At 74.5% G+C, this 15,639-nt stretch carries 15 protein-coding genes and 1 pseudogene; 8 read left to right on the forward strand and 8 right to left on the reverse strand.

What is annotated here, in order from left to right; translation table 11 throughout:
• Positions 1–152: 152 nt before the first annotated feature.
• Together M0638_RS05990 and M0638_RS05995 are read left to right on the forward strand one after the other, a co-directional pair.
• Complete coding sequence (locus M0638_RS05990) at positions 153–950, forward strand: glucose 1-dehydrogenase (RefSeq protein ID WP_248666053.1); 798 nt, start codon at positions 153–155, stop codon at positions 948–950.
• Positions 943–2,787: a glycoside hydrolase family 15 protein gene (locus M0638_RS05995; protein WP_248666054.1), complete on the forward strand. Its 1,845-nt coding sequence runs from the start codon at positions 943–945 to the stop codon at positions 2,785–2,787. Before M0638_RS05990 ends, M0638_RS05995 begins: the two co-directional genes overlap by 8 nt.
• A gap of 26 nt (positions 2,788–2,813) precedes the next feature.
• On the opposite strand, the gene M0638_RS06000 is transcribed toward M0638_RS05995, so the two are convergent.
• The 4 genes and pseudogenes from M0638_RS06000 to M0638_RS06015 all read right to left on the reverse strand — a co-directional run.
• Entirely contained in the window at positions 2,814–3,203 is a 390-nt protein-coding gene (locus tag M0638_RS06000) for a VOC family protein (RefSeq protein WP_248666055.1), read from the reverse strand.
• Between the two features lie 31 nt (positions 3,204–3,234).
• On the reverse strand, positions 3,235–3,573 hold the full coding sequence (locus M0638_RS06005; RefSeq protein WP_282571872.1) for a cupin domain-containing protein: 339 nt from the start codon (positions 3,571–3,573) through the stop codon (positions 3,235–3,237).
• A 15-nt stretch (positions 3,574–3,588) separates the two neighbouring features.
• On the reverse strand, positions 3,589–4,518 hold the full coding sequence (locus tag M0638_RS06010; protein ID WP_248666056.1) for a dihydrodipicolinate synthase family protein: 930 nt from the start codon (positions 4,516–4,518) through the stop codon (positions 3,589–3,591).
• A gap of 275 nt (positions 4,519–4,793) precedes the next feature.
• Positions 4,794–5,240: pseudogene (locus M0638_RS06015) on the reverse strand (YcgN family cysteine cluster protein); the annotation flags it as partial.
• 226 nt (positions 5,241–5,466) lie between these two features.
• On the opposite strand from M0638_RS06015, the gene M0638_RS06020 reads away from it, so the two are divergent.
• Positions 5,467–6,465 (forward strand): P1 family peptidase, encoded by a 999-nt coding sequence (locus M0638_RS06020; protein ID WP_248666057.1) that lies wholly within the window; start codon positions 5,467–5,469, stop codon positions 6,463–6,465.
• Between the two features lie 171 nt (positions 6,466–6,636).
• Here M0638_RS06020 and M0638_RS06025 read toward each other — a convergent pair whose 3' ends face one another.
• Entirely contained in the window at positions 6,637–7,137 is a 501-nt protein-coding gene (locus tag M0638_RS06025; RefSeq protein ID WP_248666058.1) for a hypothetical protein, read from the reverse strand.
• Positions 7,138–7,458: 321 nt separating this feature from the next.
• On the opposite strand from M0638_RS06025, the gene rpsB reads away from it, so the two are divergent.
• Together rpsB and tsf are read left to right on the forward strand one after the other, a co-directional pair.
• On the forward strand, positions 7,459–8,346 hold the full coding sequence (gene rpsB / locus M0638_RS06030) for a 30S ribosomal protein S2 (protein WP_248666059.1): 888 nt from the start codon (positions 7,459–7,461) through the stop codon (positions 8,344–8,346).
• A gap of 124 nt (positions 8,347–8,470) precedes the next feature.
• Positions 8,471–9,379, forward strand: a complete 909-nt coding sequence (gene tsf, locus M0638_RS06035; protein WP_248666060.1) for a translation elongation factor Ts — start codon at positions 8,471–8,473, stop codon at positions 9,377–9,379.
• A gap of 152 nt (positions 9,380–9,531) precedes the next feature.
• Here tsf and M0638_RS28760 read toward each other — a convergent pair whose 3' ends face one another.
• The 3 genes from M0638_RS28760 to M0638_RS06055 all read right to left on the reverse strand — a co-directional run bounded on the left by M0638_RS28760 (position 9,532) and on the right by M0638_RS06055 (position 12,588).
• A complete protein-coding gene (locus M0638_RS28760) occupies positions 9,532–10,359 on the reverse strand; it encodes a hypothetical protein (protein WP_282571873.1) in 828 nt (275 codons plus the stop codon).
• Between the two features lie 177 nt (positions 10,360–10,536).
• Positions 10,537–11,664, reverse strand: a complete 1,128-nt coding sequence (locus M0638_RS06050; RefSeq protein ID WP_248666062.1) for an alpha/beta hydrolase — start codon at positions 11,662–11,664, stop codon at positions 10,537–10,539.
• 450 nt (positions 11,665–12,114) lie between these two features.
• Positions 12,115–12,588: a hypothetical protein gene (locus M0638_RS06055; protein WP_248666063.1), complete on the reverse strand. Its 474-nt coding sequence runs from the start codon at positions 12,586–12,588 to the stop codon at positions 12,115–12,117.
• A gap of 465 nt (positions 12,589–13,053) precedes the next feature.
• On the opposite strand from M0638_RS06055, the gene M0638_RS28765 reads away from it, so the two are divergent.
• The 3 genes from M0638_RS28765 to M0638_RS06065 all read left to right on the forward strand — a co-directional run bounded on the left by M0638_RS28765 (position 13,054) and on the right by M0638_RS06065 (position 15,439).
• Positions 13,054–13,188 (forward strand): hypothetical protein, encoded by a 135-nt coding sequence (locus tag M0638_RS28765; protein ID WP_282571874.1) that lies wholly within the window; start codon positions 13,054–13,056, stop codon positions 13,186–13,188.
• 247 nt (positions 13,189–13,435) lie between these two features.
• A complete protein-coding gene (locus tag M0638_RS06060) occupies positions 13,436–13,573 on the forward strand; it encodes a hypothetical protein (protein WP_248666064.1) in 138 nt (45 codons plus the stop codon).
• Between the two features lie 225 nt (positions 13,574–13,798).
• Positions 13,799–15,439, forward strand: a complete 1,641-nt coding sequence (locus tag M0638_RS06065) for a Na+/H+ antiporter (protein ID WP_248666065.1) — start codon at positions 13,799–13,801, stop codon at positions 15,437–15,439.
• The last annotated feature ends 200 nt before the right edge of the window (positions 15,440–15,639 follow it).

Raw genomic sequence — 15,639 nt, forward strand, 5'->3', positions numbered from 1 at the left:
ACCACGGGCATCGCGGCAGCCCGGACGGCGCTCTACCACCTGCTGCCCTGAGCCCGCCGCCCAGACAAGGCGGCATCCCGCCGGGCGGCGCGGGCGGAACCCACGGCCCCGTCACCACGCTTCGCGTTGGATCGTTGGTGGGAGTACGGGCCGTGGAATGCAGGCTGGACGGGCAGGTGGCGATCGTGACCGGGGCAAGCTCCGGCCTCGGGCGCGGCATCGCGCTGCTTTTCGCGCGGGCCGGGGCGGCGGTGGCGGTGAACTACAATTCGGGCGCCGAGGCGGCCGAGGCGGTGGTGCGCGAGATCGAGGCGGAAGGCGGCCGCGCCTTCGCCGCGCAGGCGGACGTGTCGGACGAGGCCTCGGTGGAGCGGCTCTTCACGGAGACGGTGGCGCGCTACGGCGCGGTGGACGTGCTGGTGGCCAATTCCGGCCTGCAGCAGGACGCCGCCTTCGCCGAGATGACGCTGGCGCAATGGGACAAGGTGATCTCGGTCAACCTGACCGGGCAGTTCCTCTGCGCCCGCGAGGCGCTGAAGCGGTTCCGCGCCCAGGGCGAGCGCGGCGTCTCCCGCGCGCGCGGCAAGATCCTCTGCATGAGCTCGGTGCACCAGGTGATCCCCTGGGCGGGGCACGCGAACTACGCCGCCTCCAAGGGCGGCATCCACCTGCTGATGCAGACCCTGGCGCAGGAGGTGGCGGGCGAGCGCATCCGCGTCAACGCCATCGCCCCTGGCGCCATCCACACCCGGATCAACGAGAAGGTGACGGACGGCGACGGCGCGAAGCGGCTGCTGGCGCTGATCCCCTACGGCCGCGTCGGCGAGCCCGAGGACGTGGCGCGGGCGGCGCTGTTCCTGGTCTCCGACATGGCGGACTACGTCACCGGCGCCACGCTGTTCGTCGATGGCGGCATGGCGCTCTACCCGGGCTTCCGCGACAATGGCTGAGCATTCCCCCGCCGGCGCGCAGCGCGAGCCGCGCCCGGGCATCCCGCGGCCGATCGAGGATCACGGCGCGATCGGCGACCTCTCCACCGTGGCGCTGGTCGCGACCGACGGCACGATCGACTTCCTCTGCTGGCCCTACTTCGACAGCCCGAGCATCTTCGCGGCGCTGCTCGACCCGGAGAAGGGCGGCTGCTTCGAGCTCGCCCCAGAGATCCCCGAGCCGCGCATCGTGCAGATGTACCTGCCCGCCACCAACGTGCTGATGACGCGCTGGCTGGGCGAGGAGTGGAGCGCCGAGGTGCTCGACCTGATGCCGCTCGCCGAGGCGGAACGCGACGAGGCGACGCGGCTGATCCGCCGCGTCCGCGCGACGCGCGGCGCGGTGACGGTGCGCCTGCGCTGCGCCCCGCGCTTCGACTATGCGCGCGAGCGCGTCCCGGCCACGCTGGAGCCGGACGCGGCCTGGTTCCGGCCGGAGCGCGGGCCGGCGCTGCGCCTCCGCGCCACCGCGCCGCTCGGCATCGAGGATGGCGACGTGGTGGCGTGCTTCACGCTGCAGGCCGGCGAGCAGGTCGACATCGTGCTCGATTCCGGCCGCGACGATCCGCTGCCGCTGCCCGACGTGGAAGGCGTCATCCACCGCACCGTCGCGTTCTGGCAGGGCTGGGCCGGGCAGTCCACCTATCGCGGTCGCTGGCGCGAGGTGGTGACGCGCTCGGCGCTGGTGCTGAAGCTGCTGACCTCGCGCCATCACGGCTCGATGGTCGCGGCCGCGACCTTCGGCCTGCCGGAGGCGCCGGGCGGCGAGCGCAACTGGGACTACCGCGCGACCTGGGTCCGCGACGCCTCCTTCACCATGTACGCGCTGATGCGCCTCGGCTACCAGAAGGAGGCGCAGGCCTTCACCCGCTGGGTCGACGAGCGGGCGCGGCGGACCGATTCCGGCGGCCGGCTGCGCATCATGTACCCGATCAGCGGCGATGGCAGCCTGGAGGAGGTCTCGCTCGACCATCTTTCCGGCTATGGCGGGGCGCGCCCCGTGCGCATCGGCAACGACGCCTGGCACCAGACCCAGCTCGACATCTACGGCGAGCTGCTGGATTCCATCTACCTCGCCAACAAGTACGGCCCGGCGATCTGGCACGACGAGTGGATGGGCGTGGTGCGCGTGGTCGACCATGTCTGCGAATGCTGGCAGGAGGCGGATGCCGGCATCTGGGAGATGCGCAGCGCGCCGCGCGAATTCCTGCACTCGCGGCTGATGTGCTGGGTGGCGGTGGACCGTGCCGTGCGCCTGGCCAGCAAGCGTTCGCTCGCCGCGCCCTTCGAGCGCTGGGTCGCGACGCGCAACGCGATCCACGACGACATCTGGGCGAATTTCTGGAACGAGGAGCGCGGCCATTTCGTGCAGAGCAAGGGCGGCACCGCGCTCGACGCCTCGCTGCTGATGATGCCGCTGGTGCGCTTCGTCGGCGCCACCGATCCGCGCTGGCTCGCGACTCTGGACGCGATCGGGCGGGAGCTGGCCGATGACGGGCTGATCCACCGCTACCGCGGCGATGACGGGCTACGGGGAAAGGAGGGCGCCTTCGCCGCCTGCTCCTTCTGGTACGTCGAGTGCCTGGCGCGCGCGGGGCGGGTGAAGGAGGCGCGCCACATCTTCGAGAAGGTGCTGCGCTACGGCAACCACCTGCAGCTCTACGCCGAGGAGTTCAGCATGAAGGCCGGCTACCTCGGCAACTACCCGCAGGCCTTCACGCATCTCGCGCTCATCAGCGCCGCCTACTACCTCGACCGCGAGCTGGACGGGCGCAACGAGGGCGGCTGGCGGCCCTGAAGGCCGGGCCGCCGCAGCCCTGCCGCTCAGGCGGGGCGGCGCTCGATCAGCTCGATGCGCACCTTGTCGGGGCCTTCGAGGAAGGCGATGCGCACGCCGGGGCGCGCCTCCTTCGGCTCCACCACGAAATGCACGCCGCGCGTGCGCAGGTCGGCCACCGCCGCGTCCATGTCGTTCACGCCGAGGCCGATATGCTCGATGCCGACATAGGGCGGCTCGGGTGCGCGGTGCGTCGTGGCGGGCACCTGCTCGACGAAGACGCTGAGGCCGCCGAGGTCGAGCACGATTCGCAGCGCGCCGTTGTTGTCGAGCCGCGTCACCTCGCGCGCGCCCAGCGCCTCGACGTAGAAGCGCGCCGCGGCGACCGGGTCCGGGCTGCGCAGGTGGATGTGGTCCGACTTGTACTGGATGGCCATGGCTGGCGTTTCCCTCTTCCCTCGCGACGTCCTACCCCGCCAGCGCCTTCAGCTCCACCTCGACGAAGGCGAAGGGCGCCGTGCCGGCATTGACCACGTTGTGCTCCACGCCGAAGTCGCGCGCGTAGCTGACGCCGGGGGTGATCTCGACCGTCGTGGTCCCGCCGCCCGGCAATTCCACGTGCATCGTGCCGGCGATCACCGGCACCACCACGTAGCTGAAGCCGTGCCGGTGCCAGCCGGTCTCCGAGCCGGGCGGGAAGTCCCAGCGCGTCACGCGCACATGCTCGTTCTCCACCTGCAGGGTGGGCACCGCCGGCTCCCGGCAGGTCAGCGGCGGCACGATGGCCTTCTCGCCGAAACCGCTCATCTCATCGCTCTCCGTTCATGCCGTCGCCTGGCTGGCCTGCCAGCCCTCGGGCAATGCCGCCTGGTACCGCGCCCAGAGCGACCCGGCGGCCTCGGCCGGCAGCGGCAGGAAGGGCGGACGGGGCGTGCGCCAGGCGGCATCGCCGGTGCTTCGCGCCACGATCTCGTGCAGGTTCGGGATCAGCTGCGGCCCGGCGACGACGCCGCGCAGCGCCACCATCCGCGCCTGCGCCGCCGCCGCCTCCGGCCCGTCGCGGTGCGCGTACACGAGCTGGGCCCAGGGCGCGCTGATGTTGCTGGTGGCGGTGATGCAGCCCGCGCCGCCGGCGGCGAGATTGCGCTGCAGGTGCTCGTCGGCGCCGGAATAGACCTCGAAGCCCTCGGCGGCGAAATTCGCGATCATGGCGGCGGTGTTGTCCCAGTCGCCGCTGCTGTCCTTCATGCCGCGCACCGTGCCGGGGAAGGCGCGCAGCAGCCGCTCGACCAGGGGCAGGGTGAAGGGCACCGCCGATTGCTGCGGGAAGTGGTAGAGGTAGATCGCCGTGCCGCCGCCGGTGCGGTTGATCACCTCCGAGAACCAGGCGAACAGCCCGTCCTCGCTCGGTCCCTTGTAGTAGAAGGGCGGCAGCAGCAGCACGCCGCGGCAGCCCTGGGCCGCGGCGTGCCGCGTCAGCGTCACCGTGTCGGTCAGCGCCGGGGTGGCGGTGCCGGGCAGCAGCCGGGCCGGGTCGATGCCTTGCGCCACCACGCCCTCCAGCACGGCGCGGCGCTCGTCGAGGCCCAGGCTGTTGGCCTCGCCCGTGGTGCCGAGCAGGCCGATGCCGTCGCAGCCATTGGCCAGCAGCCAGCGGCAGCGCGCGGCGAGGCGGACGGGATCGGGACTGAGGTCGTCGCGCATCGGCGTCAGCACCGCGGCGTTGACGCCGCCGAACAGGGCCTCCGGCATCAGCTCGCTCCCTTCCTGGCGCGACGGTCGTTCCGGACGGCCGCCGGCGCCTCTCCCGTCATCGCCATGGCCGCCGCCTTCCGGCCGGCGGGCCGTCCGTGCGCGGTCCCTTCCGGCGCTGCCGGCGCGTCGCTCCCGGCCTGTGCTGCCGGCGCGTCGCTTGCTGCTGTCGCGTCGCTTGCTGCCGTCGCGTCGCTTGCTGCCGTCGCGTCGCCGGATCCCGGCCCTGCCGATCGGGCGCCGCCCTCCGGCGGCGTCGGCGACAGGGCGCCGGGCGGCGCCACGCCGGGCCACTCGACCACATGGTCCTCCAGCGGCCCCGCGCGACGCTCCGACACGGCGCGGCCGCGCACGGAAATGCCGGCCTCGTGCACCGTCTCGGCGCTGCCCGAGACCAGCGGGTGCCACCAGGGCAGGTCCTTGCCTTCCGCCACCAGCCGGTAGCCGCAGGAGGGCGGCAGCCAGTCGATCGTCATCACCCGGCGCACCGTGAGCTTGATGCAGTCGGGCACGGTGGCGCGCCGGTTGGCGTAGTCCGAGCAGCGGCACGAATCGAGGTCGAGCAGCCGGCAGGCGACGTTGGTGAAGGCCAGCTCCTCCGTGTCCTCGTCGCGCAGCTTGTGCAGGCAGCAGCGGCCGCAGCCGTCGCAGAGGGATTCCCACTCGGCGCGGCTCAGCGCGTCGAGCGTCTTGCGCTTCCAGAAGGGCGGGTCGGCGGGCACGGCGGCACCTTACGGCAGCCGGGCCGGGTTGTCTGCGGCCGGGCGCGAAGGCCAGGGGCGTGAAGGCCGGGAGGTGAAGGCCGGGGGGGCGAAGGGCGCGGCGCCTCGCCACGGGTCCCGGGCGCTTCGTCGGAGCCCCGTTCCCCGGCCTGTCCTCCCCGATCCGCCCGGCCCGAGGCCGATCCGCCCGGCGCCGGCGAGGGAACCGTCCTATGCTGCCCGCGCCATGCCCCTGAACCTCCTCACCGACATCCCCGGCCTTCGCGTCGGGCACGCCACCGACCTGGCGCTCGGCTCCGGCGTCACCGCCGTGCTGTTCGAGGGCGGTGCGGTCGCCGCCGTCAGCATCCAGGGCGGCGCGCCCGGCACGCGCGACACCGCGCTGCTCGACGGCGATGCGACGCTGGAGCGGGTGGACGCGATCGTGCTCTCCGGCGGCTCCACCTTCGGCCTCGATGCCGGCGGCGGCGTGCAGGCGGCGCTGCGCGAGGCCGGGATCGGGCAGCGCTTCGCCGGCATCCGCATCCCGCTGGCGCCGCAGGCGATCCTGTTCGATCTGCTCAACGGCGGCGACAAGGAATGGGGCCGCTTCCCGCCCTACCGGGAGTTGGGCCACCGGGCGGCGCTGGCGGCCGCGCCGGGGGCGTTCGCACTGGGCAGCGTGGGCGCCGGCACGGGGGCGACCACGGCCACGGTGAAGGGCGGCCTGGGTTCGGCGAGCGCCGTGACGGCGGCCGGGCACACCGTGGCGGCGCTGGTGGCGGTGAACGCGGTGGGCTCGCCGCTGGTGGGGGAGGGGCCCTGGTTCTGGGCCGCGCCCTACGAGCGGGAGGGCGAATTCGGTGGCCGCGGCCTGCCCGCCGCCTTCACGCCCGATCTGCTCCGTCCCCGGCTGAAGGGCGTGGACCCGACCGCCACCACCATCGGGCTGGTCGCCACCGACGCCACGCTGACCAAGGCGCAGGCGAAGCGGCTGGCCGTCATGGCGCATGACGGGCTGGCACGCGCCGTGCTGCCGGCGCACGCGCCGAACGATGGCGACACGATCTTCGCCGCCGCCACCGGGAAGGTGCCGCTGCGCGACCCGGTCGCCGAACTGACGCTGCTCGGCCATGCCGCCACGCTGGTCATGGCGCGGGCGATCGCGCGCGGCGTGTTCCATGCCGAGGCGCTGCCGGTGCCGGGAGCGCAGCCCTGCTGGCAGGACCGGTTCGGCGCCGGCTGAGGCCGCCGGGCGCCGGCTCCGGCGCGGTCAGTCGTCCCGGGTGCGCAGGAGCAGAGGTGTCGCGCCAGGGCGCGCGGGGGTATCGCGCCAGGGCGCGCGGGGGTGTCACGCCAGGGCAAATGGGAGATCCAGGGCGCACGGGAGCTAGTGCATCCGGGCGCGCGGGGAGCGTCACGACCCGTCGTGCCGAGGGGCGGCACGCTCCGCCGGCTGGGAGGCATCGCCCCGACGGGCACCGCCATCCCGCCCGCCCGTCCCCGTTGCGCGGCCGCCGTCGCGCTCGGGCAGGCGGAAGCCGTCGCGCTCCGCCTCCGAGCGGCAGAGATAGGCGCCGCGCCGCGTCCTGCCGAAATAGGGGCTGCCTGCCTCGTGCAGGGCGCGCGAATTCAGGTTGGCCCAGACCACCGGATCCTCCCCGCAGGCGCGCCGGGCCGCGCGAAGCGAGGTGAACCGCCGCGCGGGCGTATCTGCCGGTGCCGGCACCGCCGTGGCCGGAGCGGTGGGGGCGGGGTGGGACGGCGTCGTCGGCGCGGTGCCGCCGGGCGCGCCGCCGGCGAACGGGTTGGGCGCATGGTCGAGCCGCTGCGTCCACCCCGGCGACGGGGTGAGCAGCAGGAGCAGGGCGGCGAGGATCGGGCGGGCGGCGCGATGCGGCATGTCGGCATGGGACATGTCGGATTCCGCGTCCGAAGGCCATAAGCGGCAACGCGCCGCGGCGCCGGACGGCCCGCCCGGCCCCGGTCCCCATGCGGCGCCACCGGGCTCGCCCCGCGTTCCGCGCGCCCCGCGCGGGGTTGTCCGCGCGGCGCCCGCGTGCCATATGCGCGCCGTCAGGACCCGGATTCGCGCCGGCGGGCATTTCCCCGCGCGCGGCCCCGCGGCCTGCCAATCCGCACGCGGCGCGCCCTACCATCCGGCAGGGTCCGGTCCCGGGGAGACATCCCGGGCTTAGCGCCGCGGAGGCCCAACCGGACACCAGGAAGGATCTCGCCCATGGCGATGCCCCAGGTCGCGCTGCGCCCGCTGCTCGAGGCCGGCGTTCACTTCGGCCACCACACCCGCCGCTGGAACCCGAAGATGGCGCCGTACATCTTCGGCGTCCGCAACCAGGTCCACATCCTCGACCTGCAGCAGACCGTCCCGATGATGGACCGCGCGCTGCGCGCCATCCGCGACGTGGTGGCCGCGGGCGGGCGCGTGCTGTTCGTCGGCACCAAGAAGTCCGCCGCCGACTACGTGGCCGAGAGCGCCCAGCGCTGCGGCCAGTACTACGTCAACCACCGCTGGCTCGGCGGCATGCTGACCAACTGGAAGACGATCACCGGCTCGATCAAGCGCCTCCGCCAGATGGAGGAGCAGCTCGGCGCCGGCGTGCAGGGCCTCACCAAGAAGGAGACCCTGATGCTGACGCGCGAGAAGGAGAAGCTGGACCGCTCCCTCGGCGGCATCAAGGAGATGGGCGGCCTGCCGGACATCATCTTCATCATCGACGTGGTGAAGGAGAAGCTGGCGATCGAGGAGGCCAACAAGCTGAACATCCCGGTCGTCGCCGTGGTGGACAGCAACGCTGATCCCTCGGGCGTCGCCTTCCCGATCCCCGGCAACGACGATGCGATCCGCGCCATCACCCTCTACTGCGACATGGTCGCGTCGGCGGTGCTGGACGGCATCAGCGCCGAGCTGGGCGCCTCCGGCATGGATCTCGGCGCCCGCGAGGAGCTGCCGGACGAGGAGATCGAGCCGCTGGCCGACGAGACGCTGACCGGCGAGATCCTGGCCGGGGAGCCGCTCCTGGACGACGCCCAGGCCAGCCCGACCGTCGGCCTCGACGCCGCCGCGGTGGAGCAGATGGGCCAGGACGAGGCCCCCACCGCCAACTGAGCGCGCTCGCGGGACGCGACCGGGCCGGGGCCGCTCGCAGCGCCCCGGCCCGTCTGCGTTTCCGCCCCCGCGCTTCCCCCGACGAATACCGACATCCCTGACCGATCCGTGGGAGACTGAGAACATGGCCGAGATCACCGCAGCCCTCGTGAAGGACCTTCGCGAGAAGACCGGCGCCGGCATGATGGACTGCAAGAAGGCCCTCGTCGAAGCCGGCGGCGACATGGAGGCCGCGGTCGACTGGCTGCGCAAGAAGGGCCTCTCCGCCGCCGCCAAGAAGTCCGGCCGCGTCGCCGCCGAGGGGCTGGTCGGCGTCGCCACCGCGCCGCAGGTCGCCGCCATGGTCGAGGTGAACGCCGAGACCGACTTCGTGGCGCGCAACGAGACCTTCCAGAACTTCGTCGAGGAGCTGGCGAAGATCGCGCTCACCGTCGGCGACGACGTGGAGGCGCTGAAGGCCGCCCAGTTCCCGGGCGCCGACCGGACCGTCGCCGACCAGCTCACGCACATGGTCGCGACGATCGGCGAGAACATGACGATCCGCCGCGCGAAGGTGCTGACGGTCGACCAGGGCGTGGTGGCGACCTACGTCCACCAGGCGCTGAAGCCGGGCCTGGGCAAGATCGGCGTGATCGTGGCGGTGAAGGGCGCGGGCGAGCTGGACGCGCTGGAGACGCTCGGCCGGCAGGTCGGCATGCACGTCGCCGCGACCATGCCCGAGGCGCTCGACATCACCGCCGTCGACCCGGCGGCGCTGGAGCGCGAGAAGAACGTGCTGTCCGAGCAGGCCCGCGCCTCCGGCAAGCCCGAGAACATCATCGAGAAGATGGTCGAGGGCCGCATCCGCAAGTACTACGAGGAGGTGGTGCTGCTGGAGCAGGTCTGGGTGCATGACGGCGAGAGCCGCGTGAAGGCCGTGGTGAAGAAGGCCGGCGCCGAGCTGGCGGGCTTCGCCCGCTTCAAGCTGGGCGAGGGCATCGACAAGCCGCAGGGCGACTTCGCGGCCGAGGTCGCGGCGACCGCCGGGCTCTGATCCCGGACCGGGGGGCACGGCGCCCCCCGGATGCGGCGCCGCTCCGCCTTCCCGGCCCCTCGTTTCCGGGCCGGGGGTGGGCCGCGCCCGCCCGGCACCGGCCGCGGCTCCCCGCGGCCGGCTCCCGACGATCGGCTCGGCGCCGCGCCGGCTCAGCGTTGCGAGAGCGGGCTGCCGACGCCGGAATCGCTCGATCCGAGCCCCCCGGATTCGCCCGGTGCCGCCGGCACCGTGCCGCGCTGCGCCGCCAGCCCGGACAGGTCGCGCGGGAGCACCAGCCGGGCGAGGCCGCAGGTCGGCAGGCTGCGCGCCTCGCGGGTGGTGCCGTCCGGGAACACGGCGCGCACGTCGTTCTGGCAGCGCCCGCGCGGCAGCGTCACGCGCCGCGCCTGCCGTGGCGGCAGGGCGTTGCCGTGCAGCAGCTCCGACCAGCTTCCCGTGCCCGGCATCGACACGTAGAGCGCGACGACCGCCTCGTAGTCACCGTTGACCACCAGCAGGCTGCCCGGCTCGGAAGCCTCGTCAGGCGGGCCGCCGCCGGGGTTCGGGAACAGGCCCGCGGCGCCGGGCCTCGCCCCCGGCGATCCACCGCCGGGACCGGGCATGCCCGACCCCGGCTCTGCCGTCCCCGGCGCACCCGGCCAGTCGCGCCCGCCCGGCCGAGGCCCGAACGGGTCCGTCCCGTTGCCGAACAGCGGGTTGCCGCCGCGCGGCGTGCCGGGCAGCGGGTCCGTGAACACGCGCGGGTCGAGGCTTGCCTGCGCCCGCGCCCCGCCCGCCTGGGGCGCCACGGCCAGCAGCACGCCGGCCAGCAGCCGCGCGAGTCCGGCGCCCGGCCATCGTCCCCGCCGGCCCCGCTTCGGCGCGTTCCGGCCCGCGGCGCCGCGACCTGCGGGGTCGGCGCCCCCGGCGGCGGCGGGGCGGTGCGCCACGGCGGCCGGCCCGGCCGGCATCCTCGTGCCGCGGCGTGAATCGCGCATCGCTTGTCCCACGGTCCCACGTCGCTCCTGCACCAGCGATAGGCGAAGACCCGGCCGGGCTCCAGGACGATGTCGCGGCTCCCGCCCGACCGTGCCGGCCGCCTGCCCGCCGCCGCGCGCCGCCATGGCGCAAGACGGGCCCCGGCTGACGGGGGCCCCGGCCCGTCCGGCCCCGGCTCAGCCCGCCGGCGCCTCCTCCAGGAACACCTGCACGGCCTGGAACAGCGCGCCGCGGTTGCGCTCCATCAGGATCGAGTGCGTGCCCTCGGCCAGGACCACCAGCCGCTTGCCCGGCGCGTTCGTCAGCAGCGGGAACAGCGTCGTCGCCATGTAGAGCGGCGTGTCGCGGTCCCACTCCGCCAGCACCAGCAGGGTCGGCGCGGTGATCTTCGCGGGGTCGTAGAAGGGGCGCCCGGCGCTCCAGTACTCCTGCCCGTCCAGCACCACCCCGTTCGGCGCGCGCAGGACGGGCGGGCGCAGGCGCTGGCCCTCGGGATCGGTGGCGAAGGTCAGGTTGGCCCAGTAGTCGAACCAGCCGGCCGGGATCAGCGCGGCCTTCTTCTCCTCCGGCACGCCGGCGAGCCAGCGTTCGCGCGCCTGCTGGCGCGTCACCGTCCGGTAGGCGCCGAGCGGGCCCGGCCCGGCCTGCACGAGGCTCGGCGTGTTGCGCAGCCATACCGGCGCGTAGAGCACCACGCGCTCGACCAGAGAAGGGTTGTCGGCGGCGTAGCGGCCCATCAGCGCCGTGCCCCAGGACCAGCCCATCACCACGAGCCGGGGCAGCCCGCGCCGCTCGCGGATGAAGTCGGCGACGGCGGCGATGTCGGCCACGGCCGTCTCGCCGCGCACGAGCGGCGGGTTCTCGGCGGCGGGCCGGGCCATCTCCGGCGGGCGGGTGGAGCGGCCGTAGCCGCGCACATCCATGCACCACACGTCGAAGCCGCGGGCGGCGATGTAGTCCATCCAGGAGATGTCGCCGAGCGGCAGGTCGAAGGCGGTCTCGGCCGGGTAGGTGGCGCCGTGGACGAACAGCACGGTGCGGTCCGGCCGCGCCGCCAGGCCCTCGGGCCGCTTGTTGCGCACGTAGAGCTCGATGCCGGCGTCACGCGCCGGCACGAAATACTCGTCGCTGGCAAGGGAGGGCACCGCGTCCTGGCTCTCCGTTCCCTGGGGCGCCCCCTGGGCTGCCGCCGGTTCGGCGGCACCGGCCAGCGCCGCCGCGACCAGGGGAGCCGCCATGGGAGAAATGAGCGGGGCGGCAAGGGGGGCCGCCACAGGGGCGGCGAGCAGCGTGCGACGTTGCATGACGTTCTCCCGAGCAGGACGGCGGGTGGCCAGAGGGCGGTCGGCGGGCGGCCCGGCCGGCGGCGCCACCGGGCAGCCCGCCGATTCCCGCCCTGCCCGCGAGAGCCGGCCGCGCGCGGGACGTTAGAGCATTTTCAAGCCGGGCGTACTCGCCCGGCGGCTCGGAAAATGCACCGGATCAAAAGCCTGGAGCAGATCCGGCCGCGCCACGCACCGTTCGGCGCCCGTCGCGCCCCCGCGCGCGAGGCCGCCGGCCAAGGGACGCGGCCTCGCGGCCGGCGCGGGGCAGGGGATGCCTGCGGCGCCGTCGGGCGGCGGGATGCCGGTCGGGGGCACGGGCCGCCCGCCGGCCGGGGGGGTATCGAGGAACCCGTCCCGGCGTCTCCGGCCGGATGCCGGCGCACCGGCGGGGCGGGGCAGGGGGCGGCGGCCGCGCGGAGCGGCCGCCGCTCAGCGCATGGTAATGATGACGGCGTCGCCGCCCAGGGAGAGCATCAGCCCGGTCCGACGGGCCCGCAGGCGCATGATGACGCCGTTCCGGTTCTGCAGCCACAGCTCGCCCGAGCTCATCTGGCCGACCGCCAGACCGTGGCGCACCTGGCCGTAGGCGCCCGGGAACTGCGAGATGTCGCGAAGGCTGAACACGTCGCCCTGCGCCTCGATGGTGGAGGCGCCGATGCCGCCGATGCCGGCGCCGGCCACGGTGAAGGGGTAGCGCTGACCGCGGAAGGTGAGCACGCCGCTGCCGCCGCCGGCGCTGCCGATGAACGCGGCCTGCGCCTGCCGCATCTCCACCGTCGCGTCGGGGACCTGATCGGCGAGCGCGCTGGCGCCGACCCGGGCGTCGCTGGTACAGGCGGCGGCCGGCAGGAGGGCAAGGGGCGCGAGGCGCACGAGGCTCCGCCGGGAGATGGGTTTCGGCATCGCAAGTCCTCTGGCTGAATCCCCTGGCCGGAACCCCCTTGGCCGGGGCCGCCGGATCGGAATTCTCTGTTCGGTCGGGCGCCGGCGTGCCGCATCGGCGGTCCGCCGCCACGGGCCATCCGGTTCGGTTCTGGCACGATGTCGCGGTGCGTATTCCAGGAACTGGAATCGCGCAAGTTACGTCCGCCTCCATGTGGCCGGGGCGGCGGGACATGCCGGCCAGCGCGCCGCGTGCCCGGCGCGGTGGGGGCCGGCCGGGCGCCGCCGAACAATTAAGCCGGGGTAAGTTGCCGATTCAGCCTGCCACGCGGATAAGGGCGGCCCGCCGGTCGGCGGTGACGGCGCGGCGGATCCGGATCACCGGGCCGGGCGCCGGCGGGGCGAGGCCCCCGCCGCCGCCGGCCCGGGGAAGTGGACATCGAGCAGGCGCCGCGGCGGAGAGGCCCGGCCATCGCGGGAGCGACAATGCGCACCATCCTCATCTTCCTGTCCCTGCTGGCCGTGGCCGGCTGCCAGACGCTGCGCGACAACATGGCCGAGAATCCGACCGGGCTGCATTGCGTGCGCACCTCGGCCAACGCCCAGCCCATCTGCAACTGAGCCGGCCGGGCCGGTTCCGCCCGGCGGGTGGCCGGACGGGGAGGCGGGCGCGACGGCCGCGCCGCGGCCGGGGTTGTCGCCGCGCCGCGGCCGGGGTTCGGTTGCCGGGCCATGTCCCGCATGCGATGGAGGGCCGCCCCGCATCCCGCGACTCCGCCATGGTGCGGTGGCGAAGGGTGTCCGGCAGCGGGGCGCGCGGCGTCCGGAACGGCCGGCGACGCGCCCGACCCAGCCCCGAGGAACGACCATGCGCCTCTGCCTGCTCGCCATGATCCTGCTGGTGGCCGCCTGCGGGCCGCTGCGCCCCGCCGCCGGCCAGAACGACACGCCCGAGATCTGCTTCGACACCGGCGTCTCCGGCAACCAGCAGCGCTGCTACCGCTGATCCCGCGCCGGCGCGGCGTCCCGCCCGGCCGGCCGCGACGGGCCTGACCTCCCCGGGGTCCGACGCGCGGCCGAACCCCGCGCCCATCCCGGTCCCGGCCCTGCGGGGCCGGGTCGGCTATCCCGCCGAGGGCCCGGAACGGCGCGCGGGCGGACCCCGCCGGCGCGCTCAGGGCGGGTATCGGACTTCCCGGCGGCGAGGCGCCGCCACCGGCCGAGGAGCAGCATGGAGATCGTCCAGGCCACGCTGGCCATGATGGCGGCCTGCATCGTGTTCGCGGTGCTCGCCCGCACCATCCGCGTGCCCTACGCCGTGATCCTGGTGATCGGCGGCATGGCGGCGGCGCTGATCCCGGGCCTGCCGGCCCCGCACCTCGATCCCGATTTCGCGCTCGCCTTCTTCCTGCCGCCGCTGCTGCAGGTGAGCGCTTACCGGACGGACTGGCGCGCCTTCCGCCAGGACCTGCGGCCGATCCTGGCGCTGGCGCTGGGGGCGGTGCTGTTCACCACCCTCTGCATCGCCGTGGCGGCGCGCTGGCTGCTGCCGGACCTGCCCTGGGCGGCGGCCATCGCGCTCGGCGCCATCGTCGCGCCGCCAGACGCCGTGGCGGCCGGCGCCGTGCTGCGCAAGCTGCGCCTGCCGCGCCGCATGGTCACGGTGCTGGAGGGCGAGAGCCTGATCAACGACGCCTCCTCGCTGGTGGTCTACCGCCTCGCCGTCGCCGCCTTCGCCCTCGGCGGCGTCCACCCGCTGGAGGCCGCCGCGTCGTTCCTGGTGCTGGCGGCGGGGGGTGTCGCGATCGGCTACGCGGTCGGGCGGGTCACGATCTGGATGATCGGCCGGCTGCACGACAGCCTGCTGGAGACCTGCGTCGGCTTCCTCGCCGGCTACGCCGCCTACATGCTGGCCGACGCGGCGGGCGTCTCGGGCGTGCTCGGGGTCGTCGCCTGCGGCATGGTGCTCGGCGTGCGGCAGCACGCCGTCTTCTCCGCCCGCACCCGCCAGGACGGCCGGGCGGTCTGGGCCTTCGTGGAGTTCGTGCTCAACAGCCTCGTGTTCATCCTGATCGGGCTGCAGCTCAACGCCATCCTCGGCCGGCTGGCGGGGGACGATGGCTGGGCGCTGGCGCGGGCGGCGCTGCTGCTCTCGGCCGTGCTGATCGTCTCGCGCTTCGTCTGGGTGTTCGGGACGGACTGGCTGTCGCGGCTGGCGGACGGGCTGCGGGACGCCCGCGACGAGGCGTCGCGCCCCGCGGCCAAGGCCGGCCCCGATCCCGCTTCCGGACCCGGCTCGCGCCGCCGGCCGCAGCCCTCGTCCCGGCACGTGGCCGTGATCGCCTGGGCGGGCATGCGCGGCGTCGTCAGCCTCGCCGCCGCGATCGGCCTGCCGGAGGACTTCCCCCAGCGGGACCTGATCGTCTTCCTCGCCTTCACCGCCATCCTGGCGACGCTGGTGCTGCAGGGCACCAGCCTCGAATGGGTGATCCGGCGCCTCGGCATCGAGGAGCCGGCGCTGCGCGGCCTGCCGCCGCAGGAGGCCGCGGCGCGCCGCGTGCTCTCCGACGCCATGCTGGAGGAGCTGGAGCGCCGCGCCGGCGACCCGCTGGAGGGCGCCATCGCCGCCGACCTCGTGTCGGAGTACCGGGACAAGGCGGGGGTCTATCACCGCGTCGCGGCGCATGGCGGGGCGGCGGCCGAGCTGCAGGCGCGGCTCGCGCTGCGCCTCGCGGCGGTGCGCGCGGGCCGCGACCGGCTGCTGCACCATTTCCGGGAGGGCGAGATGGACGCGTCGCTGCTCTCGGACCTGGAGGGCGAGCTGGACGCCGAGGAGATCCGCCTGCGCCGGCTGCTCGGCGGCGCCGGCTGACGCCCGCCGCATCGGGGCGGGATCGCCCGCCCGCCGCGCCAACCCGCTGGCCGCGCTCGACGGCCCGGCGGGAAGCCGGCATCGTTGCCCGTCCGCCGCCCACCCTTAGAGCATTTTCAAGCTGAGCGTCCTCGCTCAGCGGCTCGGAAAATGCGAAAAATCAAAAGGCTAGAGCCGTTCCGGCCTGATACAGTCAGGCT

Source organism: Roseomonas acroporae, from assembly GCF_023223525.1.
Taxonomy (GTDB): Bacteria; Pseudomonadota; Alphaproteobacteria; order Acetobacterales; family Acetobacteraceae; genus Roseomonas_E; species Roseomonas_E acroporae.

What these genes read in the sequence shown, in the direction of transcription:
- M0638_RS05995 (WP_248666054.1), top strand. Translation starts at nt 943, where the DNA reads ATGGCTGAGCATTCCCCCGCCGGCGCGCAGCGCGAGCCGCGCCCGGGC.
- M0638_RS06000 (WP_248666055.1), bottom strand. Translation starts at nt 3,203, where the DNA reads ATGGCCATCCAGTACAAGTCGGACCACATCCACCTGCGCAGCCCGGAC.
- M0638_RS06005 (WP_282571872.1), bottom strand. Translation starts at nt 3,573, where the DNA reads ATGAGCGGTTTCGGCGAGAAGGCCATCGTGCCGCCGCTGACCTGCCGG.
- M0638_RS06010 (WP_248666056.1), bottom strand. Translation starts at nt 4,518, where the DNA reads ATGCCGGAGGCCCTGTTCGGCGGCGTCAACGCCGCGGTGCTGACGCCG.
- M0638_RS06020 (WP_248666057.1), top strand. Translation starts at nt 5,467, where the DNA reads ATGCCCCTGAACCTCCTCACCGACATCCCCGGCCTTCGCGTCGGGCAC.
- M0638_RS06025 (WP_248666058.1), bottom strand. Translation starts at nt 7,137, where the DNA reads ATGTCCCATGCCGACATGCCGCATCGCGCCGCCCGCCCGATCCTCGCC.
- rpsB (WP_248666059.1), top strand. Translation starts at nt 7,459, where the DNA reads ATGGCGATGCCCCAGGTCGCGCTGCGCCCGCTGCTCGAGGCCGGCGTT.
- tsf (WP_248666060.1), top strand. Translation starts at nt 8,471, where the DNA reads ATGGCCGAGATCACCGCAGCCCTCGTGAAGGACCTTCGCGAGAAGACC.
- M0638_RS28760 (WP_282571873.1), bottom strand. Translation starts at nt 10,359, where the DNA reads ATGCGCGATTCACGCCGCGGCACGAGGATGCCGGCCGGGCCGGCCGCC.
- M0638_RS06050 (WP_248666062.1), bottom strand. Translation starts at nt 11,664, where the DNA reads ATGCAACGTCGCACGCTGCTCGCCGCCCCTGTGGCGGCCCCCCTTGCC.
- M0638_RS06055 (WP_248666063.1), bottom strand. Translation starts at nt 12,588, where the DNA reads ATGCCGAAACCCATCTCCCGGCGGAGCCTCGTGCGCCTCGCGCCCCTT.
- M0638_RS28765 (WP_282571874.1), top strand. Translation starts at nt 13,054, where the DNA reads ATGCGCACCATCCTCATCTTCCTGTCCCTGCTGGCCGTGGCCGGCTGC.
- M0638_RS06060 (WP_248666064.1), top strand. Translation starts at nt 13,436, where the DNA reads ATGCGCCTCTGCCTGCTCGCCATGATCCTGCTGGTGGCCGCCTGCGGG.
- M0638_RS06065 (WP_248666065.1), top strand. Translation starts at nt 13,799, where the DNA reads ATGGAGATCGTCCAGGCCACGCTGGCCATGATGGCGGCCTGCATCGTG.